Annotated in this window: 21 protein-coding genes; 9 read left to right on the forward strand and 12 right to left on the reverse strand. The window is 72.7% G+C overall.

The window, feature by feature from the left end; genetic code table 11:
* Positions 1 to 122: 122 nt before the first annotated feature.
* Complete coding sequence (locus tag HCN51_RS48960) at positions 123 to 770, reverse strand: TetR/AcrR family transcriptional regulator (protein WP_168019163.1); 648 nt, start codon at positions 768 to 770, stop codon at positions 123 to 125.
* Positions 771 to 913: 143 nt separating this feature from the next.
* On the opposite strand from HCN51_RS48960, the gene HCN51_RS48965 reads away from it, so the two are divergent.
* On the forward strand, positions 914 to 2,095 hold the full coding sequence (locus tag HCN51_RS48965; RefSeq protein ID WP_168019165.1) for an SGNH/GDSL hydrolase family protein: 1,182 nt from the start codon (positions 914 to 916) through the stop codon (positions 2,093 to 2,095).
* 99 nt (positions 2,096 to 2,194) lie between these two features.
* Here HCN51_RS48965 and HCN51_RS48970 read toward each other — a convergent pair whose 3' ends face one another.
* Entirely contained in the window at positions 2,195 to 2,800 is a 606-nt protein-coding gene (locus tag HCN51_RS48970) for a TetR/AcrR family transcriptional regulator C-terminal domain-containing protein (RefSeq protein WP_168019167.1), read from the reverse strand.
* Between the two features lie 51 nt (positions 2,801 to 2,851).
* On the opposite strand from HCN51_RS48970, the gene HCN51_RS48975 reads away from it, so the two are divergent.
* Positions 2,852 to 4,291, forward strand: coding sequence for an FAD-dependent monooxygenase (locus HCN51_RS48975; protein ID WP_168019169.1), 1,440 nt, complete (start codon positions 2,852 to 2,854; stop codon positions 4,289 to 4,291).
* A 55-nt stretch (positions 4,292 to 4,346) separates the two neighbouring features.
* Here the strand turns inward: HCN51_RS48975 and HCN51_RS48980 are convergent, their stop codons facing one another.
* Positions 4,347 to 5,822, reverse strand: a complete 1,476-nt coding sequence (locus HCN51_RS48980) for a S8 family serine peptidase (RefSeq protein ID WP_168019171.1) — start codon at positions 5,820 to 5,822, stop codon at positions 4,347 to 4,349.
* Positions 5,823 to 5,857: 35 nt separating this feature from the next.
* Positions 5,858 to 6,106, reverse strand: a complete 249-nt coding sequence (locus HCN51_RS48985; protein WP_155126462.1) for a hypothetical protein — start codon at positions 6,104 to 6,106, stop codon at positions 5,858 to 5,860.
* A 111-nt stretch (positions 6,107 to 6,217) separates the two neighbouring features.
* Here HCN51_RS48985 and HCN51_RS48990 point away from each other — a divergent pair, with 111 nt between their 5' ends.
* From HCN51_RS48990 to HCN51_RS49005, 4 genes are all read left to right on the forward strand, one after another.
* The gene (locus HCN51_RS48990) at positions 6,218 to 8,014 is read left to right on the forward strand and encodes a glycoside hydrolase family 15 protein (RefSeq protein WP_168019172.1); all 1,797 of its coding nucleotides are present in this window, start codon (positions 6,218 to 6,220) and stop codon (positions 8,012 to 8,014) included.
* Between the two features lie 97 nt (positions 8,015 to 8,111).
* Positions 8,112 to 9,497, forward strand: a complete 1,386-nt coding sequence (locus HCN51_RS48995) for a GH39 family glycosyl hydrolase (RefSeq protein WP_206068783.1) — start codon at positions 8,112 to 8,114, stop codon at positions 9,495 to 9,497.
* 201 nt (positions 9,498 to 9,698) lie between these two features.
* Positions 9,699 to 10,493 (forward strand): ion transporter, encoded by a 795-nt coding sequence (locus tag HCN51_RS49000; protein WP_168019185.1) that lies wholly within the window; start codon positions 9,699 to 9,701, stop codon positions 10,491 to 10,493.
* 48 nt (positions 10,494 to 10,541) lie between these two features.
* Positions 10,542 to 11,522, forward strand: coding sequence for a sporulation protein (locus HCN51_RS49005; RefSeq protein WP_168019187.1), 981 nt, complete (start codon positions 10,542 to 10,544; stop codon positions 11,520 to 11,522).
* Between the two features lie 71 nt (positions 11,523 to 11,593).
* Here the strand turns inward: HCN51_RS49005 and HCN51_RS49010 are convergent, their stop codons facing one another.
* Together HCN51_RS49010 and HCN51_RS49015 are read right to left on the reverse strand one after the other, a co-directional pair.
* On the reverse strand, positions 11,594 to 11,866 hold the full coding sequence (locus HCN51_RS49010) for a GlsB/YeaQ/YmgE family stress response membrane protein (protein WP_168019188.1): 273 nt from the start codon (positions 11,864 to 11,866) through the stop codon (positions 11,594 to 11,596).
* Positions 11,867 to 11,945: 79 nt separating this feature from the next.
* Complete coding sequence (locus HCN51_RS49015; protein ID WP_168019190.1) at positions 11,946 to 13,085, reverse strand: MFS transporter; 1,140 nt, start codon at positions 13,083 to 13,085, stop codon at positions 11,946 to 11,948.
* Positions 13,086 to 13,317: 232 nt separating this feature from the next.
* Here HCN51_RS49015 and HCN51_RS49020 point away from each other — a divergent pair, with 232 nt between their 5' ends.
* Entirely contained in the window at positions 13,318 to 14,277 is a 960-nt protein-coding gene (locus HCN51_RS49020; protein ID WP_168019192.1) for an ArsR/SmtB family transcription factor, read from the forward strand.
* Positions 14,278 to 14,376: 99 nt separating this feature from the next.
* On the opposite strand, the gene HCN51_RS49025 is transcribed toward HCN51_RS49020, so the two are convergent.
* From HCN51_RS49025 to HCN51_RS49045, 5 genes are all read right to left on the reverse strand, one after another.
* The gene (locus HCN51_RS49025; RefSeq protein ID WP_168019194.1) at positions 14,377 to 14,949 is read right to left on the reverse strand and encodes a hypothetical protein; all 573 of its coding nucleotides are present in this window, start codon (positions 14,947 to 14,949) and stop codon (positions 14,377 to 14,379) included.
* Between the two features lie 84 nt (positions 14,950 to 15,033).
* Positions 15,034 to 16,842: a DUF2264 domain-containing protein gene (locus HCN51_RS49030; RefSeq protein ID WP_346434075.1), complete on the reverse strand. Its 1,809-nt coding sequence runs from the start codon at positions 16,840 to 16,842 to the stop codon at positions 15,034 to 15,036.
* Positions 16,843 to 16,890: 48 nt separating this feature from the next.
* A complete protein-coding gene (locus HCN51_RS49035) occupies positions 16,891 to 18,369 on the reverse strand; it encodes an Nramp family divalent metal transporter (RefSeq protein WP_168019206.1) in 1,479 nt (492 codons plus the stop codon).
* 65 nt (positions 18,370 to 18,434) lie between these two features.
* The gene (locus HCN51_RS49040) at positions 18,435 to 18,725 is read right to left on the reverse strand and encodes a nuclear transport factor 2 family protein (protein WP_168019208.1); all 291 of its coding nucleotides are present in this window, start codon (positions 18,723 to 18,725) and stop codon (positions 18,435 to 18,437) included.
* Complete coding sequence (locus tag HCN51_RS49045) at positions 18,713 to 18,877, reverse strand: hypothetical protein (RefSeq protein WP_168019210.1); 165 nt, start codon at positions 18,875 to 18,877, stop codon at positions 18,713 to 18,715. The genes HCN51_RS49040 and HCN51_RS49045 overlap by 13 nt, the downstream gene beginning before the upstream one ends.
* Before the next feature lie 179 nt (positions 18,878 to 19,056).
* Here HCN51_RS49045 and HCN51_RS49050 point away from each other — a divergent pair, with 179 nt between their 5' ends.
* On the forward strand, positions 19,057 to 19,503 hold the full coding sequence (locus tag HCN51_RS49050; protein WP_168019212.1) for a hypothetical protein: 447 nt from the start codon (positions 19,057 to 19,059) through the stop codon (positions 19,501 to 19,503).
* A 143-nt stretch (positions 19,504 to 19,646) separates the two neighbouring features.
* On the opposite strand, the gene glgC is transcribed toward HCN51_RS49050, so the two are convergent.
* Positions 19,647 to 20,882 carry a glucose-1-phosphate adenylyltransferase gene (gene glgC, locus HCN51_RS49055; RefSeq protein ID WP_080036791.1) on the reverse strand — a complete coding sequence of 412 codons (1,236 nt, stop codon included), beginning with the start codon at positions 20,880 to 20,882 and terminating at the stop codon, positions 19,647 to 19,649.
* A 158-nt stretch (positions 20,883 to 21,040) separates the two neighbouring features.
* On the opposite strand from glgC, the gene glgA reads away from it, so the two are divergent.
* Complete coding sequence (glgA, locus tag HCN51_RS49060; protein ID WP_168019214.1) at positions 21,041 to 22,213, forward strand: glycogen synthase; 1,173 nt, start codon at positions 21,041 to 21,043, stop codon at positions 22,211 to 22,213.
* Positions 22,214 to 22,229 lie beyond the last annotated feature (16 nt).

The raw sequence follows: 22,229 nt of genomic DNA on the forward strand, positions 1-22,229 counted from the left end.
ATGGCGCACAACCCGAAGCTCATCCGCCGCCGGTTCGGCACGGCAGGCGTGACCGCGGCGGCCACGGTCGTCGCCGTGCTGCTCCTGGCCGGTCTGATCCTGCTGCTGAGCTGAGAGCGCAGCTAGAGGCCGGGCTGGGCCTGCCCGGCCTCCGGCTCGGGCAGGCCCAGCCCGCGCCCGAGGAGCTGGTGCAGGTGGGCGCGGAAGCGGCGCAGCTGGCGCTGGTCGTCGATGCCGCGCCGCACCCCGCTCCCGTCCAGCACGCCGCTGACCACGAACGCGTGGATGCACCAGATCAGCGTGTACGTGGTGTGCAGCGGGTCCGCGCCGGCCGGGGCGGCGAGCGTGTCGACGCCCTCCACGACGTACTGGGTCAGCGGCTGGGCGTTCTCGGCCTCCAGGCTGACGATGTCGCTGGCGTCGGACAGCCACCGGTGCATCCACAGCGCGGGCATCTCCGGGTGGGCCACGCACAGGTCGAGGTAGCCGTCGATGAAGTCGTGCAGCGCCCGCGCCCGCCGCTCCGGCGGTGCCGTCATCAGCGCGTCGACCCGGGGCCGGATGCCCTCGGCGAGCACGTTGCGGGCCTGCTCCATGACGGCCAGGTAGAGCTCACGCTTGGTGGGGAAGTGGGCGTGGATCTCCTCCTGGCCCACCCCGGCCGCCTCGGCGACCTGCGCGACGGAGGAGCAGTCGTAGCCGAGCGCGGCGAACAGCCTGGTGGCGGTCCGCAGAATCAGCTCCCGCCCGCCGTCGTCCGCAGAGTCCATGGTGGCGACCTTAGGCGTGAAGGGTGCGCGGACCTATGACTTGATCGACAAGTGCCGGTAAAAACGCGACCCGGCCGCGAGCGGCGGCGAAACATTCGCTAGGGTGCCGAAAGTTTTTACGACCGACCAGTGGAGCGCCCCTCATGCCCGTCTCGCCCCCGTCCGGCCGCTGGGTCACCACGTGGACGGCCATGCCGCAGCTCACCGAGCCGGACAACATGCCGCCCCCGCCGTACGCCAAGGAGGGCCTGAGCCTGGCCGACACGACGCTGCGGCAGACGCTGCGCGTCACGCTCGGCGGCGACCGGCTGCGGCTGCGGCTGTCCAACGCGTTCGGGGGCGCGCCGCTGCCGATCACCCGCGTGGCCGTGGCGCTGCCGGCCGGCGGCGCGGGCGCGAGCGGCATCCGGCCGGAGACCTCCCGGCCCGTGACGTTCTCCGGCCGCGCCTCGACCACGGTCCCGCCCGGGGCGCACGTCGTCTCCGACCCCCTGGAGTACGACCTGCTCCCCGGCTCGGTGCTGGCCGTCACCGTCCACCTCGCCCACGGGCTGGCCTCCTCCGCCCTCACCTCGCACCCCGGCTCCAGGACCACCTCCCACCTGGCCACCGGCGACCACGTGAGCGCCGCCGGCCTGCCCGCCGCCACCCCGGTCGACCACTGGTACCTGCTCAGCGGCGCCGAGGTCTGGGCCGGGCCGGACGCGGCCACGCTCGTCCTGCTGGGCGACTCGCTGACCGACGGCAGAGGCTCCACCACCAACGGCAACGACCGCTGGCCCGACCGCCTCTTCGACCGGCTCCCGGCCGGCATCGCCGTCGCCAACCAGGGCGCGGGCGGCAACCGGGTGCTGAACGACGGCCTCGGCCCGAGCGCCCTGGCCCGCCTCGACCGGGACGTCCTCGCCCAGAGCGGCGCCCGCTGGCTGCTCGTCTTCGAGGGCGTCAACGACCTCGGCACCGCCCCGGCCACCCGGACCGGCCAGCGGCAGGTCGTGGCGGACCTGCTCGCCGCCTACGAGCAGATCGCCGTGCGCGCCCGCGCCAAGGACCTGCTCGTGTACGGGGCCACGCTGACGCCGTTCGGCGGCAACGACCCGTACGACGACCCCGAAGGGCACCGGGAGGAGGCCCGGCAGGCGGTCAACGCGTGGATCCGCGACGCGGGCGCGTTCGACGCGGTGGTCGACTTCGACCGGGCGGTGCGTGACCCGGCCGCGCCCCGCCGCCTGGCCGCCGCCTACGACGAGGGCGACCACCTCCACCTGAGCCCGGCCGGCTACCGCGCCCTGGCCGAGGCCGTGCCTGTCTCGCTGTTCGCCTAGAGACGGGGCCGTGCCTCTCACGCTGTTCGCCTAGAGACGGGGCCGTGCCTCTCACGCTGTTCGTCTGGAAAACGAGGCCGGCCTTCACTCACCGTCTCGTCAGACGAGGATGCGGTCGAGCCCGTCCTCGAACCGCTCGTCGAACGTGCCCTCCACGAGGTGGCCGACGGCCTCGGCGAGGGCCGGGTAGGGGCCGGCGGCGACGGCGGCGCGCAGCCGGTTCCCGTCCGCTCCTGTCGCCCCCTGCTCCTCTTGCGTGAGCCCCAGCGTGAAGTAGACCAGCGCGCTCAGCGTCCAGGCGGCCTGCCGGGGCGTCGCGCCGCCGGAGGTCAGGGCCGCGACGACCGCGTCCGCGAAGCGGAGGGTGGCGGGCTCGGCGGCGTAGGTGCCGGCCACCAGCGCGGCGCCGTCGCGGTGGCGCAGCAACGCCGCGCGATAGCGCCGCATCAGCTCCCTGGCCCGCCGCGGCGCGGCCTCCGGCAGCCCGTCGAGCGGGATGCCGGCCACGACGGCGTCGGCCATCAGCTCCAGGAGCCTGGACTTGGTCTTGACGTGCCAGAGCACGGTGTTCATCCGCACGCCGAGCAGGCCCGCGACGGCCCGCGTGGAGACGGCGTCCAGCCCCTGATCGTCGAGCAGCCGCAGGGCCGCCGCCACGACCGTGCGGGGCTCCAGGCGGTCGGCCCCAGGTTGCCTTTTGGTCACTGACCTAGTTTACTCGCCTCACTGAATTGGTCACCGACCAAGGGAGGAACGATGGACCCTGTCATCGTCGTCGGCGCCGGGCCGACGGGGCTGTGGCTGGCCGCCGAGCTGCGGCTGCACGGCGTACCGGTGACCGTGCTGGAGACCCGCGAGGAGCGCGACCCGCACTCCAAAGCGGTCACCGTCCACCCCAGAACGCTGGAGGTGCTCGCCATGCGCGGCATCGCCGGCCGCTTCCGCGCCGCCGGCATGCCGATCCCGACCGGGCACTTCGGCGGGCTGCCCCAGCGCCTCGACTTCGGCGTGCTGGACACCGCGTACCCGTTCACGCTGTTCCTGCCGCAGGCCGACACCGAGCGGCTGCTGGAGGAGCACGCGCGGGAGCTGGGCGCCACCGTGCTGCGCGGCCACCGCGTCACCGGGCTGGAGGAGCGGCCCGACGCGGTGACGGTGCTGGTGGAGGGGCCCGGCGGGCCGTACCGGCTGCGGGCCTCCTACGTGGCGGGCTGCGACGGCACCCGCAGCACCGTCCGGCAGGCGGCCGGCATCGCCTTCCCCGGCACCGACCCGAGCGTCTGGGGCTGGCTGGGCGACGTCGTCCTCGACGAGCCGCCCGCCGGGCCGCTCAGCGCGGCCGGCGAGCACGGCGGCGTGATGGTGGTGCCGCTGCCGGGCGGCGTGCACCGGTTCGTCGGCGCGACCGCCGACGACCTGCGCCCCGGCCACCCGGGCGAGCTGACGATGGAGGAGCTGCGGGCCAAGGTCGTGCGCGTGCTCGGCACCGACTTCGGCATGCGCGACCCGCGCTGGCTCTCCCGCTTCGGCAACGCCGCCCGCCAGGCGGAGGCGTACCGGCGGGGGCGGATCGTGCTCGCGGGGGACGCGGCGCACATGCACTTCCCCGCCGGCGGGGTCGGGCTCAACGTCGGGGTGCAGGACGCCGCCAACCTCGGCTGGAAGCTCGCGGCCACCGTCCGCGGCACCGCGCCCGCCGGCTTGCTCGACACCTACCACGCCGAGCGCCACCCCGTCGGCGCCGAGCTGCTGCGCCACACCATGGCCCAGACCGCGCTCATGACGGCGATCTCCGACGACGGGCGGGCGCTGCGCTCGCTGCTCAGCTCGCTCCTCGCCGAGGTGCCCGAGCTGTCGCGCACGCTGGCCGAGCGGCTGGCCGCGCTCGACGTGCGCTACCCTCCGTCCGGGCCGGGCCCGGCCCACCCGCTGGCCGGCACCCGCGCCCCCGACCTGCCCTTCGCCGATGGGGCCGGGACGCTGTACGGGCTGATGCACGCGGGCCGCCACGTCCTGCTGGACCTGACCGGCGACGCCGAGCTGCCGCAGCTCCCGCACGCCGACCCGCACCGCGCCCGCCTCGCCGCCCCCGAAGGAGCCTGGGCAGAGGTACGGACCGTGCTGGTGCGCCCGGACGGCCACGTCGCCTGGGCCGGCGACCAGGCAGGCGCCCCGCCCGCCGACGCCTGGACGTGACCGTCGCGGGAGTGCCGGGCGAGGACCTGCCCGGCACTCCCGCGCCGCGGGGGGCTCAGCGGGGCGGCGGGAGCGTGTTCAGGTTGCGCGGGGTGACCGAGCGGGCCAGCCGGTACGCCGCCTCCGCGTTCACCAGCCCCGCCCCGGTGGGCCCGTCGTAGCCGTCGCCGGCCACCTGCCCCATGGCGCTCTTGCCGTCGACGACGTCCCGGGCCGACGCCTTGAGCACGGCCTTGACCAGGTCGGGCGAGAGGCCGGGCTGGGCCTGCTTGAGCAGCGCGCACACCCCGGCGACCTGCGGGGAGGCGGCGCTGGTGCCGCTGATCACGGCCCAGCCGTCGTCGGGCGCGGTGCCGTCCTTGGCGGGGTAGCCGGGGCCGGCGAGGCTGGTGTCGATCTCGTCGCCGGGCTCGACGGGCAGCATGATGTAGATCGCGCGGGGCGCCTTGCCGACCAGGCCGCACACGTCGGGCACGTGCCGCCCGGCGTAGATGAGGCTGTCGAAGCTGCTGGCGTAGTCGGACGCCTCCAGCTTGAAGTCCCCGTTGACCTGCGTCTCGTCCACGAACACGCCGCCGACGGAGATCACGTCGGGCATCATGCCGGGGAAGGCGACGTGCCCGTTGCCGGCGGAGAAGCAGACGGTGATGCCGCGCTCCCGCACCGCCTCGACGACGGCGAGCTCCAGCGGGCGCAGGAAGTTCGGCAGCGTGTCGAGGCCGGGCAGGTGGTAGCCCCAGCTGTTGGTCATGACGGCGGGCGACAGGTCGGAGGCCGCCTTGAAGGCGAGCGTGGCGTTGGCGCCCATCTTGACGCCGACGAAGTCGACGTCGCGGGCGCTGGCGAAGATGTTGGCCGCCTCGGCGGTGCCGTGCCCGTGCTCGTCGCGCTGCACGCGGGTCGCGTCGGGGGCGAGGGTGGCGTTGAAGTTGTAGCCGTGGTGGTCGTAGAAAGGGTGCCGGTAGAAGCCGGTGTCGGGCATCGCGACCAGCACGCCCCGGCCGGTGATGCCCCGGTCGTGCACGGCGTGCGCGCGCAGCAGGAGCGCGACGTCGTCCGGCACCCGCAGGTGGTGGTAGGCGACGCGGGGCGGGATGGGGGAGGCGAAGAAGCGCGGCGGCGGCTGCGGGTAGGCCCGCTCGATGTACGGCTCCAGGTCCTGCGGCATCGTGAACGGCTCGCCGCTGACGTGCGCGAGGTAGGGCACCTGGGGGCCGGCGGCGGCGGTCACGTCCGGCGGGCGGCCCTCCAGGTCGGCCTGGCGCACCTCGACGTGCGTGTGGAACGTGCTCTCCCACAGCGACCTCGGGCCCTCGGCGCTGATGGAGAAGGTCCCGACGTGCCGTACGGTGAAGCCCTTGGTTTGTAACGCGCTCGCGGTGCGCTCGGCGAGCCCCGGCGCCGGCCTGAGCCGCTCCAGGCCGGTGCTCTGAGTGGCGGAGGACTCGGCGAACATCGAGGCCCCGCTGTCCGGCCGCAGGGCCGCCTCGAAGGAGACGGTGTCCTCCCGGCGCTCGGTCATGGTGGTCATGTCGCTCCTTTGCGGAAGAGGACCGGGGGCGGCCGTCAAAGAGCGTGCAGGTCCGGTGGCTCCGCGAAGTGCACGCCGACCACGAGCTCGCCCAGCTCCCCCGGAACCTCCACCTGGGGCAGGCCGAACGCCTGCTCCCAGACCTGTTTCGGCGCGCGCACGCTGATCGTCGTCCCGATGTGGAGCACCTTGAAGCCGAGGCGCGTCAGGGCGGTGGCCACCTGGCGTTGCCGGCCGGGCACCGCTTCGACCTCGGCCGAGAGAATGTCACCCTCAGCGGCCATGCCCCCAGGGTCCACCCGCCCCCGCGCCCGCGACACCGGGGGTGACTCAGGGATAACCCCTGCGTTCCATCGGCCGGTCCTGGGGCACTGGACCGACCAGGGGGTGCACCGATGCGGATCGAGGACTACGCGCTGATCGGCGACATGCAGACCGCCGCCCTCGTGGGCAGGAACGGCTCGATCGACTGGCTGTGCCTGCCCCGCTTCGACTCGGCGGCCTGCTTCGCCGCGCTGCTCGACGACCCGCGCGCGGGCCGCTGGCTGCTGGCCCCCGCCGACGCCGGCGCCACCGCGCGGCGCCGCTACCGGCAGGACACGCTCGTGCTGGAGACGACGTGGGAGGCCGATGGCGGGTGCGTGCGGGTGCTCGACTTCATGCCGCCGCGCGTCGAGGCGCCCGACGTCGTGCGCATCGTCGAGGGCGTGCGCGGCCGGGTCGAGATGCGTACGGAGCTGGCGCTGCGCTTCGACTACGGCAGCATCGTCCCCTGGACCCGGCAGGACGGCGGGGAGCTGGCCGCGGTCGCCGGCCCCGACTCGGCCTGGCTGGACGCGTCCGTGCCGCTCGACGAGGGCACGGGCGAGGGCACGGGCGTCACCACGGCGCGCTTCTCGGTCGCGGCGGGCGACCGGCTGCCGTTCGTGCTGACCTGGCAGCAGTCGTGGCTGCCTCGCCCGGCCCGGGTCGACGCGTTCACCGCGCTGGACGACACCGAGCGCACGTGGACGGGCTGGTTGCGCGACTGCGCCTACCAGGGCAGCCGGTACGGCGACGCCGTGCGGCGCAGCCTGCTCACCCTGAAGGCGCTCACCTACGCGCCCACGGGCGGCCTGGTCGCCGCGCCCACCACGTCGCTGCCCGAGGAGATCGGCGGCACCCGCAACTGGGACTACCGCTACAGCTGGCTGCGCGACGCCTCGTTCACGCTGCGCGCCCTGCTGCAGGCCGGCTACGAGGACGAGGCGCGGGCCTGGCGCGACTGGCTGCTGCGCGCGGTCGCGGGCGACCCGGCCGACCTGCAGATCATGTACACGCTCGACGGCACCCGCCGCATCCCCGAGTGGCGGGCGGAGTGGCTGCGCGGCTACGAGGGCTCCCACCCGGTGCGCATCGGCAACGCCGCGTACGCCCAGGTCCAGCTCGACGTCTACGGCGAGGTCCTCGACTGCCTCTACCAGGGCAGGCGGGCCGGCCTGCACCACGACGACGCGGCCTGGGACCTGCAGCGCGCCCTCATGGACTACCTGGAGGGCCACTGGCGCGACCCCGACCACGGCCTGTGGGAGGTGCGCGGCCCCCGCCGCCACTTCACCCACTCCAAGGTGCTCGCCTGGGTCGCCGCCGACCGCATGGTCCGCACGGTCGAGTCGGGCGACCACGGGGGCCCGGCCGGCCGGTGGCGGGCGCTGCGCGAGGAGGTCCACCGCGAGGTGTGCGAGCACGGCTACGACGCGGAACGCAACACGTTCACCCAGTTCTACGGCTCGCGCGGGGTGGACGCGGCGCTGCTGCTCATCCCCAGGCTGGGCTTCCTGCCGCCGTCCGACCCGCGCGTGGCCGGCACGGTCGAGGCCGTGCGGCGCGAGCTCGGCAGGGACGGGCTGGTGCTGCGCCACCGCCACGACCTGGACAACCTCGACGAGCTGACCGGCGGCGAGGGCACGTTCCTGGCCTGCTCGTTCTGGCTGGCCGACGCGCTGGCCCTGATGGGCAGGGGCGAGGAGGCGCGGGAGCTGTTCGAGCGGCTGCTGGACCTGCGCAACGACGTGGGGCTGCTGGCGGAGGAGTACGACACCGCGCACCGCCGCCAGGTCGGCAACTTCCCCCAGGCGTACAGCCACCTGGCCGTGGTCAACACGGCGGCCGCGCTGGAGGCCGGCGCTCCGGTTTCGACCACCGAACGATAACGATTACCTGTGAAAGTCGCCCCCCGATATGCCCCCTTTAGCCCACGCATGGAACGCTACGAGCGGCATGCTCAAAGTGGAATCGGGTGAGAATCGGGTGGCAACGACTAGCGGGGGATCGTTCTGGCGCAGGCTCGGCCGGGCGACGGGGGTCGCCACGATGGCCGTGACGATGGCCGGGATCATGTCCGGGTGCGGCAGCGTCGGCGCGGCGGAGCAGGGGCCGCCGGCCGAGCGGCCGACGGGGGCCGCGGCGGAGCCGCCGGCGCAGAGCCAGGCGGCCACGCCGCCGAAGGTGGACGAGGGCTGGCCCCGGTGGGGCTTCACGCACACGGGCGTCAGCGCCAACAACATCACCCGCGAGTTCGAGCAGGTCGTGGCCGGGGAGCTGGCCCGCACGCCGATGCTGCAGAACCAGCACATCATGGGCTTCGGCGCGCTGAACCCCGAGCCGTACCCGGGCCAGTACTTCTGGGAGGACCTCGACAGCCGCATGAACCTCATGCGGCAGTCGAAGGCCACGCCGGTCATCACCCTGTGCTGCGCGCCCGACTGGATGAAGGGCGGCCCCGAGGGCCCCACGGAGGAGTCGGCGTGGGGCGAGCACCTGGAGGACGCCCCCTACCCCGAGCACTTCGACGACTTCGCCAAGCTCGCGGCCGCGGTCGCCGAGCGCTACAAGGACGTCAAGTACTTCATGGTGTGGAACGAGTTCAAGGGCTTCTGGAAGGACCACGCCAAGCCCGCGGACTACAAGGGCTACACCGAGATGTACAACAAGGTCTACGACGCGGTGAAGAAGGTCCGGCCGGACGCCCAGGTCGGCGGCCCGTACCTCGGCTTCGACAGCAACGCGCGGGGTGACACGGAGCTGCGCGGCGAGTGGGGGGTCGTCAACCAGAACGTGCTCGACGCCTTCACCTACTGGTTCGAGAACAAGAAGGGCGCCGACTTCATCGTGGTGGACGGCGCCTCGGTCACCGACGCGCACGAGCAGCTCCCGGACGAGTTCGGCGCGGTCGACAAGTTCGCCGACGTCACCAAGTGGCTGCGGGAGAAGACCGGCGACATGCCGATCTGGTGGTCGGAGTGGTACTTCGAGCCCGAGGACGGCAGCACGAACTGGGCGGAGCCCAAGCGGCTCGCCGTGCAGGCCACCTCCATGATCGCGTTCGTGAACAGCGGCGCCGCGACCGCGCTCTACTGGAACCCGCAGGCCAAGGAGGGCGCCTGCAAGGGCTGCCTGTGGGATCCGCGCAGCGGCTCCGAGACGCAGTCGGGGCGGCTACTGAGCGACTTCGTCACGTACTTCCCGGCCGGCGTGCGGCTCGACCCGGTCACCTCCTCCGAGCCCGCGGTCAAGGTGCTGGCCCAGCCGGAGCGGCTCCTGCTCGTCAACACGAGTGACGGCGAGGTCACCACGACGGTGGACGGCAAGGAGTACACGCTGAAGGCGTACGAGATCAAGTGGAGCGCCCGCTGACCGGCGGCCCGGCGAGCGCTCCAGCGGCCTGACTCAGACGTACCCGGGGAGCGCGTCCGGCCGGATCGGCAGGACGCGCTCCCCGCGCCTGCGGGTCAGGGCCGGTGGCGGTCTGTGATCCACGTCTCAGCCTGACCTTTGCCGGGGGCCCCGGCCCCGCCCGTCCCTACGATGATCAACGATCATTCGGAGGGGAGATCGTTGTCTCGGCAAGAACGCGTCCGGGCCGTCCTGGAGAGCCGCCTCGTGCAGCGGGCGGTCATCCTGGTCATCGTCGTCAACGCGATCACCATCGGCTGCGAGACCAGCGCCTACCTGATGCAGCGGGCCGGCGGCCTGCTGCACGCCATCGACCGGGTCGCGCTGGCCATCTTCACCGTGGAGCTGGCCGCCCGCCTGTACGCCTACCGCAAGGCGTTCTTCAAGGACCCCTGGAACTGGTTCGACGCCGTCATCGTCGCCGTCGCGCTCATCCCGGCCTCCGGCCCCACGTCCGTGCTGCGCGCCCTGCGCATCCTGCGGGCGCTGCGGCTGGTCTCGGCCGTGCCCAGCATGCGCCGCGTCGTCGGCGCGCTGCTCGCCGCCGTGCCGGGCATGGCCTCCATCATCGGGCTGCTCGTCCTGATGATCTACATCGCGGCCGTCATCGCCACCAAGCTCTTCGGCGACATCGTGCCCGAGCGCTTCGACGAGCTGCCGCGCTCGCTGTTCACGCTCTTCCAGATCATGACGGGGGACGACTGGGGGAACGTCGCCCAGGAGGTCATGGAGCACAAGCCGTGGGCGTGGATCTTCTTCATCGTCTACATCCTCATGTCCACCTTCGTCGCGCTGAACCTGTTCATCGCGGTCGTGGTCAACGCCATGAACGAGGAGAGCGACACCCCGCCCGAGCTCGAAGCCGTCAAGCAGGAGCTCGCCGCGGTCAACGCCAAGTTAGACCAGCTCCTTATGCGGGAGCGGCCCGAGGAACTCCGCCCCACGGCCGATCGTTGACGCGGGCGTCACACGTTTCGATCTTCGTTCGACAGGAGAACAAGAGCCGTGGTCTTCAAGAGGATGCTGGGTGCGTTCGGGGTAGGCGCGCCTTCGGTGGACACCGTCCTGTCCACGCCGCGTACCCGGCCGGGCGGCACGCTGGAAGGAGAGGTACGGCTCAAGGGCGGCGACTTCGACGCCGAGATCGAGCACGTCACCCTCGGCCTCGTCGCCCGGGTGGAGATCGAGCACGGAGGCGGTGAGAGCGCCGGGCTCAGCGAGTTCGGCAGCGTCCGCGTCTCCGGCCCCTTCACCCTGCGCAAGGGCGAGGACCGCACCATCGGCTTCCGCATCCCCGTCCCGTGGGAGGCGCCCATCAGCGAGATCGCCGGGCAGCCGCTGCGCGGCATGGCCGTCGGCGTGCGCACCGAGCTGGCCATCGCCAAGGCCGTCGACAAGGGCGACCTCGACATGGTGGCCGTCGAGCCGCTGCCCTCGCAGCTGCGCATCCTCGAGTCGTTCCTGCAGCTCGGCTTCGCCTTCAAGTCGGCCGACCTGGAGGCCGGGCACCTGTACGGGGTCGCGCAGGAGCTGCCGTTCTACCAGGAGATCGAGTTCTACCCCACCGGGCACTACGCCGGGCGGGTGCGCGAGGTCGAGGTCACCTTCGTCGCCAACCCCGGCGGCCTGGAGGTCGTCCTGGAGGCCGACAAGCGCGCCGGCCACTACTCCGGCGACGCCATCGGCCGCTTCACGATCAGCCACGACGACGCGCTGCGTACGGACTGGGCGGGGGAGCTGGGGCGCTGGCTCGACGGCCTCACCCAGTACGGCGTTCACGGGGGTGGCCACCACTACGGCGAGCCCCACTACGGGGAGCACGGCCACTACGGTCACCACGATGACCACCACGGGCACCACGGCGGGGCGGGCATGGGTGCGATGGTCGCCGCCGGCGCCGCCGGCGTGGTGGGCGGCCTCGTGGCGGGGGAGATCGTGGAGGAGATCTTCGAAGGCGATGAGGAGGAGGGCGGCGACGACTGGTGACCCGCCGACGCGTTGAGAGCGGTCACTGACCCGCCGCCCGGCCACGGGAGTGCCCCGTGGCCGGGCCGGGGTCACCCGCGGTTTCTGCTGCCGTAGATGCCCGCCGTCAGCGACACTCCCAGCGCCGCCAGCGCGACCTGGATGGCCAGCTCGATCCAGTCGATGCCGCGCGTGTCGGCCACCCCGAGCGCCGCCGCGATGGCGGTGCCGATGAGGGCCGCCACCACGCCGATCAGGATGGTGAGCCAGATGGGGATGCGCTGCCGCCCCCGGACGACGAGCCGTCCCAGGGCGCCGATGACGATGCCGATGATGAGGCCGGAGATGATGCCGGTGATTTCCACGCTGCTGCGCCTCCAAGAGGTCGGCGTTCTCCCGTCATCAGGCACAACGAGCGACCCACCCCAAGGGTTTCCCCCGCGGTCAGCCGTCGACCGGTAGGCGGCGGGCGGCCACGCCGGCCCAGCCCAGCCCGAGCGCCGTGATCATGAGCACGCCCGCGGCCCCCAGCCCGGCCGCCACCAGCCCCGCCGCGCCCGGCAGGAGGAGCTGCCCGGTGCGGTTGCCGACCAGGCGCAGCGACATGGCGCGCCCGCGCAGGCCGGGCGGCGCCGACTCGGCCAGCCACGACATGGTCATCGGCTGCCCCACCCCCAGCCCGAACCCGAGCACGACCAGCACGGCGACCAGCAGCCACAGCGGCATCGGCAGGGGGGTGAGGAGCATGGCCGCCGCCGCGGCGACCGTGCTGCCGACGAGCAGCCGTCGCCGGCCGAGCGCCCGCGACAGGCGCCCGAGGAAGAACCGCGAGACCATGGAGGCCAGGCCGCGCACGGTCAGCAGCAGGCCGATCGTGCCCGCCGCGAGCCCGTGCTCGGTGCCGAGCGCGGGCAGGTAGACGAGCGTGATGTCCACGGCGGCCAGCACCACGCAGCTCGTGATCAGGGCGTGCGCGAGTCCGGGCCGCCGCAGGAGGCCGCGCAGGCCGCCGCCCGCCTCCCGGTCCTGTGTCTCAGGACGGGGGCTGCGCGGCAGCAGCGCCGCCAGCACCACGAGCAGCAGCGCGAGCCCGCACGACCACAGGAAGATCTGCCCGGTGTCCGGGATGGCCCGCTCGCCGCCGAACGCGGAGATCAGCACCGGCCCGGCCGCCTGTCCCAGGGAGGCGGCGAAGGTGTAGCGGCCGAAGGCGGTGTCGTGGCCGCCGCGCCTGGTGGTGTTGGCGACCAGCGCCTGCTGGGCGATGACGCAGCCGAGGTGGCCGGTGCCGAGCAGCACCCCGGCCACGATCAGCCCCGGCACGCTGTCCCCCAGCGCGAGGAAGGCGGCCCCGGCCGCGGTGAGCGTGAGCGCGCCCGCCACGGCCATGCGCCGCTCGCCGTACCGGTCGGCGGCGTGCCCCGCGGGCAGCGCCAGCAGCAGCGGGGCGATGGCGAAGCTGGCGCCGAGCACGCCCAGCCAGGCGGGCGGCACGTCCAGCTCGATCGCCCGGTACGACATGGTGGGCCGCAGCACGAACGTCACGATCTGGGTGGTCGCCGAGTGGGCCAGCAGCACGGCCATCGCATAACGCTTGTTCCCTTTTGCCGCTGGTTCGCCCATGTTCGTCCTGTCGTGCCGGGAAGTGCTCGTTATAACTTACAACGCCGCTATCAGAAGGGCGGCAAGCCCCTCGAAACTCTGCAATCGGCCTGTAAGTCAGGAGAAAGTGTCAGGCATAGGTTGACTCCCTGCCCGATCGAGTCGACCTCAAGGAGCCGACGTAACCAGCACGACTGCGTGGAGCGAGCTGCGCGTGACCTCCACACCTCAGTTGTCCCTCTCGATCTCCCCGCACCTCACGGCCCTGGCCCTGATCACCGACGCCCTCGCCGGCCGCCGCCGGGGCCTGCCCGGCCTCTGGCGCGACGCGATCGCCGCCCGCGTCGGCCGGCCCGGGCACCAGGCGGTCCGCCCGCTGGCCGCCCCCGGAACCTCCGTGGGCCCCGACTGCCTCGTCCCCCTGACGCCCGCCCGCGGCGACGCGACCGTACCGGAGCAGCTCGCCGCGCTGCGCGACCTGCCGCCCGGCCGGCTCCTCGCCGACCTGGAGCAGGCGTTCGGCCCCGGGCCGCTGCCCGTGCAGTGGCGCTCGGCCGCCGACCGGCCCGCCGCCTGGCTGCACGGGTACGCCAGCGCGATCTCCGAGGCGTGGGACACCGCCGCGCCCCTGTGGGACAACGCCCGCGCCCTGCTGGACAGGGAGATCAGGAGGGTCGGCGTGGCGGTCGTCCGCGGCGGCCCCGAGCTGCTGCTCGGCACGCTCAGCCCGCGCCTGACGTACGGCGGGGACGGCCTGCTCGTCTCCGGCGCCGACGCCGGCAGCCACGACCTGGGGGAGCGGCCCATCGTCCTGGTGCCGATGCTGGCCGGCAAGGACGCCCTCATCCTCAGCCTGGACGACCGCGAGGCCGTCTGGATCGCCTACCCGGTGCCCGGCGCCGCCACGCTGTGGCGCCGGCCTGCCGCTCCGGCGCGCGACGAGCTGTCGGCGCTGATGGGCCAGGTGCGCGCCGACCTGCTGTGCGCCGTGGCCCGGCCCAAGACGATGAGCATGCTGGCGGCCGACATGCAGATCGCGCCCAGCAGCATCACCTACCACTGCGACCGGCTGCGGGCCGCAAGGCTCATCACCCGGGAGCGCCGCGGCCGGGAGGTGTGGGTGGGCCGCACCCACCGCGCCGAGGAACTGCTGGAGCTGTTCCACCGCACGTAGGCGGAACGGGCACGGACAGCACGAAGGGGCCTCCACCCTGTGCGGTGGAGGCCCCTCCGGCTCGGCTTCACGCGCGCTGGGAAGCCCCTGCGAGATGGCTCAGCTGCCGGTGCTGAACTGCCTCAGCAGCGGGCCGTCGAGCTTCCAGCCGGGCTCGTTGGCGAGGATCTTCTCGGTGTGCGACTCGATGGCCAGCCGCCACTTGTTGTTGTTCGACAGCCGGAAGATCTTCACATCGCCGCCCGCGTCCGCGCTGCCGGGCGCGTACCCCAGGATGCCCTCGTAGCGGAACTCGCCCGAGGTCACCAGCCGCTCCCGCTCCGTCACCGACGCGGTCACGATGTACGACGCCTTCTTCGCCCAGCGCAGCCGGTACAGCGGCTTGCCGCCGGCGAACGGGGCGCGCGCGATGTAGTACAGCGGCGTCTGCGTCGTGGACCAGCCGTGCTTGGTGATCGCGTCCTGCTTCTCCGACTCGCTGGCGGTGTAGAAGAAGCCGCCGTCCTTCGTCACCAGCTCGTAGACCTTCACCCGCTGCGCGGCGACGCTCGTGGCCGCCGTCTCCGTGGCCGACGTCTTCGCGGTGGCGGTGGCGGTCTGCGCCGTGGCGACGCCGAGGGACAGCGTGGCGCCCAGGGCGACCGCCAGCCCGAGGCCGACGGGACGGGTCATGCGGCCGAACGACATAGTGGGTTTCCTCCCGATGGGCTGATCAAGACGTCGGCCAAGCTAACAACGCCCGATCCGCCAGGGAGATCACTTCGACAGACCTGGAAGCGTCACGGTCTCGGGGAGGTCGTCGATCGTCCCGTCCGGCCAGGTGATCTTCCGGTCGTCGATCACGGGCGGCTGGTCGCCGTCGCCCAGCAGGAGCGCGGCGGCGTACCAGCGGCCGGGCTCGGCCGCGCCGGGCGTCGCGCACCACGGCACCAGCGTCCGCTCGCCCAGCGGCGTGGCCGCCACCTCCGTGCCCGCCTCGCCCAGCCCGGGCCCGCCGTGCACGCGCGTGGCGGGCCCGCCCTCGGGCGAGGGCCAGCCGCCCACCCGCAGCCTGCCCGCCTGGCCGGTCAGCCGGGTCAGGCGCACCTCCCACGCCCCGCGTACGACCGACACGACCTCCACCTCCGGCCCGTGCCGCATCTCCGCGCCCGCCCGGGAGTAGCCGTGGTCGGGGCCGGGCCCCTGCTCGCCCCAGTGCGCCCGCCACCGCGACGACCCGGTGAGCGTGCCCGACGGCAGGGCGAGCACCGGACCGGCGGTGAAGCCGGTGCGGTGGCTGGCCCGCCCCTCCTCGTCCAGCACCGCCACCGACTGGTCCAGCGGGTCGCCGGTCAGCAGCGGGAAGGTGGCCGTGGAGTAGCCGAGCCGCGCGTACAGGGGCGCGTCGGCCAGGTCGGAGCCCTCGTGCGAGTGGTCGGTGCCGTGGTTGACGACGCGGACGACGCCGTCCGCCCGGGTGCCGCTGACCAGCCAGCCCGGGGCCCGTACGACGCGGGTGAAGTCGCCCGCCTCGACGGGCAGCGGCTCCTCCACCGCCGTCCACACCGGATGGCCGGCCGGTAACGCCAGCCCGAACAGGCCCTTCGCCGCCCAGTACGGCGAGCCGGGCCCCGAGTAGTCCTGCGCGATCTCCCGGTAGGGCCCGTGCCAGCCCAGCGTGAGCAGCCCGTCCTCGTCGGGTGCGCCGTGCTCGGCGAAGTGCCGCACGATGCCGGAGGCGGCCCGCCGCAGCAGCCCGGGTGAGCCGACCCCGGCTCTGGCGCCCACCCAGAAGGGCGTGGCGGCGGCGAAGCGGTAGGCGAGGCTGCGCCCCTGGATCAGCGGCGAGCCGTCGGCGCCGACCAGGTGCACGGCGTCGTCGAGGAACCGTTCGAGGCGCGCCAGGTAGCGGGGGTCCGGCGCGCGGCCCGCCATCTCGCTCCACAGCAGCGGGTAGAAGTGCAGCGCCCAGCCGGCGTAGTGGTCGTAGGCGCGCTCGGAGCCGTCGGCGTACCAGCCGTCGGCGCGCTCGAAGCTCTCGGCGAGGGCGAGCCCGGCGTCGATGTCCTCCTGCGCGTACGGCCCGCCGACCGAGGCGAGGAACTGCTCCACGACGATCTGGAACCACACCCAGTTGATCGGCGGATAGTCCGCCCCGACGGCGGGCGCCAGGTAGTCCACCACCTGCTCCTGCACGCGGGGCGGCAGCCGGTCCCACAACCAGGGCCTGGTCAGGTGCAGGACGAGCGCGATGGAGGCGGCCTCCACCTTGGCCTGCCCGTGCTCGTCGAGCCGCACCCACCGGTCGGGGTGGTGCGGGTCGGTGCCGGCGGCGATCCCGTCGGCGTACCACTCCATCAGCCCCAGCGGATCGCGCCCCGCCTCGCCGGCGACCCGGAACCCGGCCGCGAGGAACGTCCGCGCGAAGCCCTCCAGGGCGTCGACGTCGGACCCGTAGCCGCCGGGCGCACCGGGGAAGCCGACGCGGGCGTGCGAGGGGGAGGCGTGGCGGCGGGCGGCCAGGAGCAGCCGGTCGGCCAGAGCCGCCCAGTGCTCCCTGGTCCAGCCCGTGTAGGGGGAGATCACCCAGCCAAGGAAGCACACCGCCGCCGCCCCCGGCAAGGCGTGCGGCGATCAGAACGTCACCAGCGGGTCCCCCACGAAGTCGGCGATGAAGTTGACGAAGAAGAACCCGAAGAACAGGAAGTTGAGGACGAGGATGACGTAGTGCCAGGGGCGCGGGCGGGCCGGGCGCGGCAGCCGGCTGTTCAGGTACATGAGCAGGAACGGGTAGATCAGCGCCCCGAGGTTCGACATGTTCGCCGACCACTCGACCAGGCCCACCGGCAGCGACTGGAAGATGACGATCGAGATGACGACGAGCAGCAGGAGCATGAACGGGTAGTAGAAGCGGCGCGGGTCGCCCTCGATCAGGCGGCGCAGGCGGGGGCTGGTGGCGTTGGCGGCGTCGGTCGTCACCCGCACCATGGCCTCGAAGATGCCGAGCTGCGTGGAGAACAGGATCAGCACCCCGACCACGAGCGCGACGTAGAAGGTGAGCCGGCCGTACTGGTCGCCGAGGGCGGAGGCGACGAACGTGGGCACGTTCGCGCGGGTGGGTTTCTCGCCCGACAGGGCGACCGCCTGCGCCATGAGGATGGTGGGCAGCAGCATGCCGAGGATGGCGCCGACGAAGAACACGCCCCACATGTCCACCATGAGCAGCCGGTACCAGCGCCGCCACAGGCCGCGGTTGCGCTCGTCGTCGGGGAAGGTGACGCCGCTGGCCAGCACCGCGCGCCGCTCGCCGCGCAGCCCCGACAGGTAGCCGACGCGGTGCCCCATGCCGTAGCCCTTGTCGCGGTAGTGGCCCATGACGTACCAGTTGAGGCCCGAGGCCAGCGCGGTGAACCCGGCCAGGGCGCCGAGCTGGGTGGCGGTGATCCCGGCGGGCGGCGCGGCCGGGGTGACGAAGCCGCGGATGCCCTCCCACCACAGGCCGAACGGCACCACGAGCAGGTCCACGGCCAGCAGGGCGAGCAGGATCGAGCCGACCATCACCCAGTTGGCCAGCTCCAGCGCGCGGCTGATGCGGCGGGCTCCGGCGGTGATGAGGAACACCAGCACGAGCAGGCCGATGGCCCACAGCCGCGGCTCGACGTCACCGGCCCCGGGCGGGACGCCGTGCACCAGTGCGTACACGCCCTGCCCGGCCGACGCGGCCCAGCCGCCAGCGATGAACGCGAAGATCACGATGAGGACGGACAGCGGCACCCACAGCGGCCAGCCGGGCGGCACCCGGCCCCACCCCACCACCGGCGTCTCCCCGGTCGCGAGGACGTAGCGGGAGCATTCGACGTTGTAGAACGTCTGCAGCAGCGCCGAGACCACGATGACCCAGCCGACGCCGACGAAGCCGTACTGCCCCACGTTGAGGGGGCCCAGCAGCCACTCGCCGCTGCCGATCGAGATGCCGAGAGCGATCAGGCTCGGGCCGACGGCGTACTTGAACAGTTCCTTGAAGCCGATCCTGGAGACCTTGAAGACCTCCTCCGGCGTGGGCAGGTCGGTGACTTCGAGATCGGGACGGCTGACTCCGAGCGGGTGCGACATGTCACTGCCTCCTGTGGCCCCCAGGGTGATCCCGAAGGGCGGAGGCAGCAAGACCCAAAACGGCGTCAGGCGTACTGGAGGCCGGCCCTGACGATGCGCCCGCCGGCGAGCGTGAAGTCGTAGTGGGCCCGCCAGCCGCCGGAGCCGCCGGGAGCCCAGTGGACGAGCGGCTTCTGCCCGTCCGGCCGCCGCTCGGCGATCGCCAGGACCCGCAGCGTGCCGCCGATCACCTCGTTGTCCGCCCAGGTCCTGATGGCGTCGTGACCCTTGATGCTGCGGGTGACGTCGATGATCTCGGCCTCGGGGGCGAAGGCGGCGACGAGGGCGTCGAGGTCGCCCGCGTTCACGGCGTCCACGTACGCCCGCGCCCCCCGTCCACGCCGGAGACGGCCGCCGCGCCGGTCGGGGTGCGGGCCGGGGGCGTGCTCGGAGAGGGCGGCGCGCCGCAGGCCGCGGCCAGCAGGAACGGGACCAGCGCGGCCCCGCGGGAGAGGGAGTGCCTTCGCATGGCCGAGATCTTGCGGCAGGGGCGGGAGATCCGTCCAAGACCTATCGGCATAACCGGTGGCCATGGCCCCATGATGCGACGATCCGGCGAGACGTTCCGGGCGTGGCGTTACACGTCGTCCCAGGTCAGGCTACGTAAAGTGAGGAACCGATGTCACATCGTGACTACAGGGGGAGATCATGAAACGTACGCTCATAGCGGCGGGTGGCGCGCTTGCCACCGCCGCCGCGCTGATGGTGCTGGCCGCTCCGGCCAGCGCCGTCCCGGCCTACTGCAACCTGAGCCTGGCCGACGCCTCGCGCTCGCTGGGCATCGACACCTGGGGCGTGTACGCCGGGCAGCGCGAGGCCGACGCGTGCGAGAGCGACCACGGCATGGCCCACGACAAGTGGGAGAACGAGAAGGACAAGTACGACAACGGCAACTGGGACAACGGCGGCGGCTGGGACAACGGCAGCTGGGGCAACGGCGGTAACTGGAACAACGGCGGCAACTGGGGCCACGGCGGCCATGGCTACACCACCAACTGGGCCTCGCCGGGCAACTGGGGCAACCGCGGCTACGGGCTGCCCGGGGCCTCCGGCTCGCGCGGCTACGGCTGGCCGACCTCGGCTTACCGGTTCTGAGCGGAGGCCGGCCGGCGCCGGCCCCATGACTTAGTCCGGCGTGGTCCCGGGGCACTCACGTGGCCCGGGACCTTGTCATGCCCCGGCGAAGGACGGCCCTTCCCCGCGCGGCGCCCGTGGAGGGTGCCCGCGGAGGGCGGCCGTCACCGGTCGACGATCTCGTTCTTCCCGATCACCACGACGCCGCCCCTGGTCAGCGCGAAGCGCGTGCGGTCGTACTCGAGGTCGAACCCGATCCGCGCCCCGTCGGGGATCACCACGTTCTTGTCGATGATCGCCTTGCGCACGACCGCGCCCCGCCCCACCTTCACGTTCTCCATCAGCACGGAGTCCTCCACCAGCGAGTGCGAGTGGAGCACGACCTTGGGCGACAGGATCGACCTGATCGCCGTGCCGCCGGAGACGATCACGCCGGGGGAGACCAGCGAGTCGATGGCCCGCCCCACCCGGTCGCCGTCGTTGTGCACGAACTTGGCGGGCGGCAGCGGGTCGTGCCCGGTGAAGATGGGCCACTTGTCGTTGTACAGGTTGAAGATCGGGTGGGCCGAGATGAGGTCCATGTGGGCCTCGTAGTACGCGTCGAGCGTGCCCACGTCGCGCCAGTAGCCGCGGTCGCGCTCGCTGGAGCCGGGGACGATGTTGTTGGCGAAGTCGTAGACGTCGGCGCCGCCCGACTTGACCAGCATGGGGATGATGTTACCGCCCAGGTCGTGCTTGCTGGTGGGGTCGAGCGCGTCTTCCCGCAGCGCGTCGATCATCGACTGCGTCTTGAACACGTAGTTGCCCATCGAGGCGAACACCTCGTCGGGCGAGTCGGCCAGCCCCACGGCGTCCTTCGGCTTCTCGCGGAAGGCGACGATCCGGCGCCCCTCGGGGTCGGTCTCGATCACGCCGAACTGGTCGGCCAGCGACAGCGGCTGCCTGATGGCCGCCACGGTCACGTCCGCGCCGGAGTCCTCGTGCTGCTCGACCATCTGCCGCGGATCCATGCGGTAGATGTGGTCGGCGCCGAACACGATGACGTGCTCGGGCATCTCGTCGTAGATCAGGTTCAGGTTCTGGAACAACGCGTCGGCGGAGCCGGAGAACCAGCGCGGCCCGAGCCGCTGCTGGGCGGGCACCGGCGTGACGTAGTTGCCCAGCATCGCCGACAGCCGCCAGGTGCGCGAGACATGCCGGTCGAGGCTGTGGTTCTTGTACTGCGTCAGCACGACGATCTTCAGGAAGCCGCCGTTGGCGAGGTTGGACAGGACGAAATCGATGAGCCGGTACATCCCGCCGAACGGCACCGCCGGTTTCGCTCGATCCGCCGTGAGCGGCATGAGCCTCTTGCCCTCTCCACCTGCCAGCACGACCGCAAGCACCCTCCGGGACCTCATGTCCGAGACGCTACCCTCAAATGGCCGATCTATCGACGAAACCCCGCACCACGAGCTCCTTTCTTGTCCGGAATTGGGATCGGATGTACGAACTGGGCTTGCCGAGCTTGGGCTTGTCGATGTGTTTTTCTTGCCTGGACCGCCCTTAAGGTCGTCTCATGCGTGTTGATCTGCTCAGCCGGGAGTATCCGCCCGAGGTGTACGGCGGGGCCGGGGTCCACATGGAATACCTCGCCAGGGAGCTGCGGAAGCTGGCCGACGTACGCGTGCGCTGCTTCGGGGCCGAGCGCGACGAGCCGGGCGTCTCGGCCTACCGGGCGCCCGCCGAGCTGGCCGGCGCCAACGCCGCGCTGCAGGTGCTCGGGGTGGACCTGGAGATGGCCGCCGCCTGCGAGGGCGCCGACGTCGTGCACTCCCACACCTGGTACGCCAACTTCGCCGGCCACACCGCCAAGCTGCTGCACGGCATCCCCCACGTGATCACCACGCACAGCCTCGAGCCGCTGCGCCCGTGGAAGGCCGAGCAGCTCGGCGGCGGCTACGCGATCTCGTCGTGGGCCGAGCGCACCGCCCTGGCCGCCGCCGACGCGGTCGTGGCGGTCTCCGAGGGCATGCGCCGCGACGTCCTGGCCGCCTACCCCGAGATCCCGCCGGAGCGGGTCACCGTCATCCACAACGGCATCGACACCGCCCAATACGCCCCCGACCCCGGCACCGACGTCCTGGCCAGGCACGGCGTCGACCCGGGCCGCCCCTACGTCGTCTTCGTCGGCCGCATCACCCGCCAGAAGGGCCTGGTGCACCTCCTGCACGCGGCGCGCTCCTTCGACCCGGCGGCGCAGCTCGTGCTGTGCGCGGGCGCCCCCGACACCCCGGAGATCGCCGAGGAGGTCACGGGGCTGGTGCGCGGGCTCGACCGCGACGGCGTCGTCTGGATCCAGGAGATGCTGCCCAAGCCCGAGGTGATCCAGCTCCTGACGCACGCCACGGTGTTCGTGTGCCCGTCGGTGTACGAGCCGATGGGCATCGTCAACCTTGAGGCGATGGCCTGCGAGACCGCGGTGGTGGCGACCGCGACCGGCGGCATCCCCGAGGTGGTGGCCGACGGCGAGACCGGCCTGCTGGTGCCCATCTCGCAGGGCGCCGACGGCACGCCGCACGACCCCGAGCGCTTCGCCGCCGACCTGGCCGAGCGGGTCAACGCCCTGCTGGGCGACCCGGCGCGGGCGCGCGCGATGGGCGAGGCGGGCCGGGCGCGCGCGATCGAGCACTTCTCCTGGGAACGCATCGCGCGGCGCACCCTCGACCTCTACACCGCCCTCAAGGGCTGAGACCGGGCCGCCTAGA

This window comes from Nonomuraea composti, assembly GCF_012034275.1.
Taxonomy (GTDB): domain Bacteria; phylum Actinomycetota; class Actinomycetes; order Streptosporangiales; family Streptosporangiaceae; genus Nonomuraea; species Nonomuraea composti.

Bases quoted from the DNA above. Each gene is read 5' to 3' on its own strand.
- HCN51_RS48960 (WP_168019163.1), bottom strand. From the start codon at position 770: ATGGACTCTGCGGACGACGGCGGGCGGGAGCTGATTCTGCGGACCGCC.
- HCN51_RS48985 (WP_155126462.1), bottom strand. From the start codon at position 6,106: ATGGCCGCTGAGGGTGACATTCTCTCGGCCGAGGTCGAAGCGGTGCCC.
- HCN51_RS49045 (WP_168019210.1), bottom strand. From the start codon at position 18,877: ATGCGAAGGCACTCCCTCTCCCGCGGGGCCGCGCTGGTCCCGTTCCTG.
- HCN51_RS48980 (WP_168019171.1), bottom strand. From the start codon at position 5,822: ATGACCACCATGACCGAGCGCCGGGAGGACACCGTCTCCTTCGAGGCG.
- glgA (WP_168019214.1), top strand. From the start codon at position 21,041: ATGCGTGTTGATCTGCTCAGCCGGGAGTATCCGCCCGAGGTGTACGGC.
- HCN51_RS48990 (WP_168019172.1), top strand. From the start codon at position 6,218: ATGCGGATCGAGGACTACGCGCTGATCGGCGACATGCAGACCGCCGCC.
- glgC (WP_080036791.1), bottom strand. From the start codon at position 20,882: ATGAGGTCCCGGAGGGTGCTTGCGGTCGTGCTGGCAGGTGGAGAGGGC.
- HCN51_RS49015 (WP_168019190.1), bottom strand. From the start codon at position 13,085: ATGGCCGTGCTGCTGGCCCACTCGGCGACCACCCAGATCGTGACGTTC.
- HCN51_RS48975 (WP_168019169.1), top strand. From the start codon at position 2,852: ATGGACCCTGTCATCGTCGTCGGCGCCGGGCCGACGGGGCTGTGGCTG.
- HCN51_RS49025 (WP_168019194.1), bottom strand. From the start codon at position 14,949: ATGACCCGTCCCGTCGGCCTCGGGCTGGCGGTCGCCCTGGGCGCCACG.
- HCN51_RS48965 (WP_168019165.1), top strand. From the start codon at position 914: ATGCCCGTCTCGCCCCCGTCCGGCCGCTGGGTCACCACGTGGACGGCC.
- HCN51_RS49035 (WP_168019206.1), bottom strand. From the start codon at position 18,369: ATGTCGCACCCGCTCGGAGTCAGCCGTCCCGATCTCGAAGTCACCGAC.
- HCN51_RS49050 (WP_168019212.1), top strand. From the start codon at position 19,057: ATGAAACGTACGCTCATAGCGGCGGGTGGCGCGCTTGCCACCGCCGCC.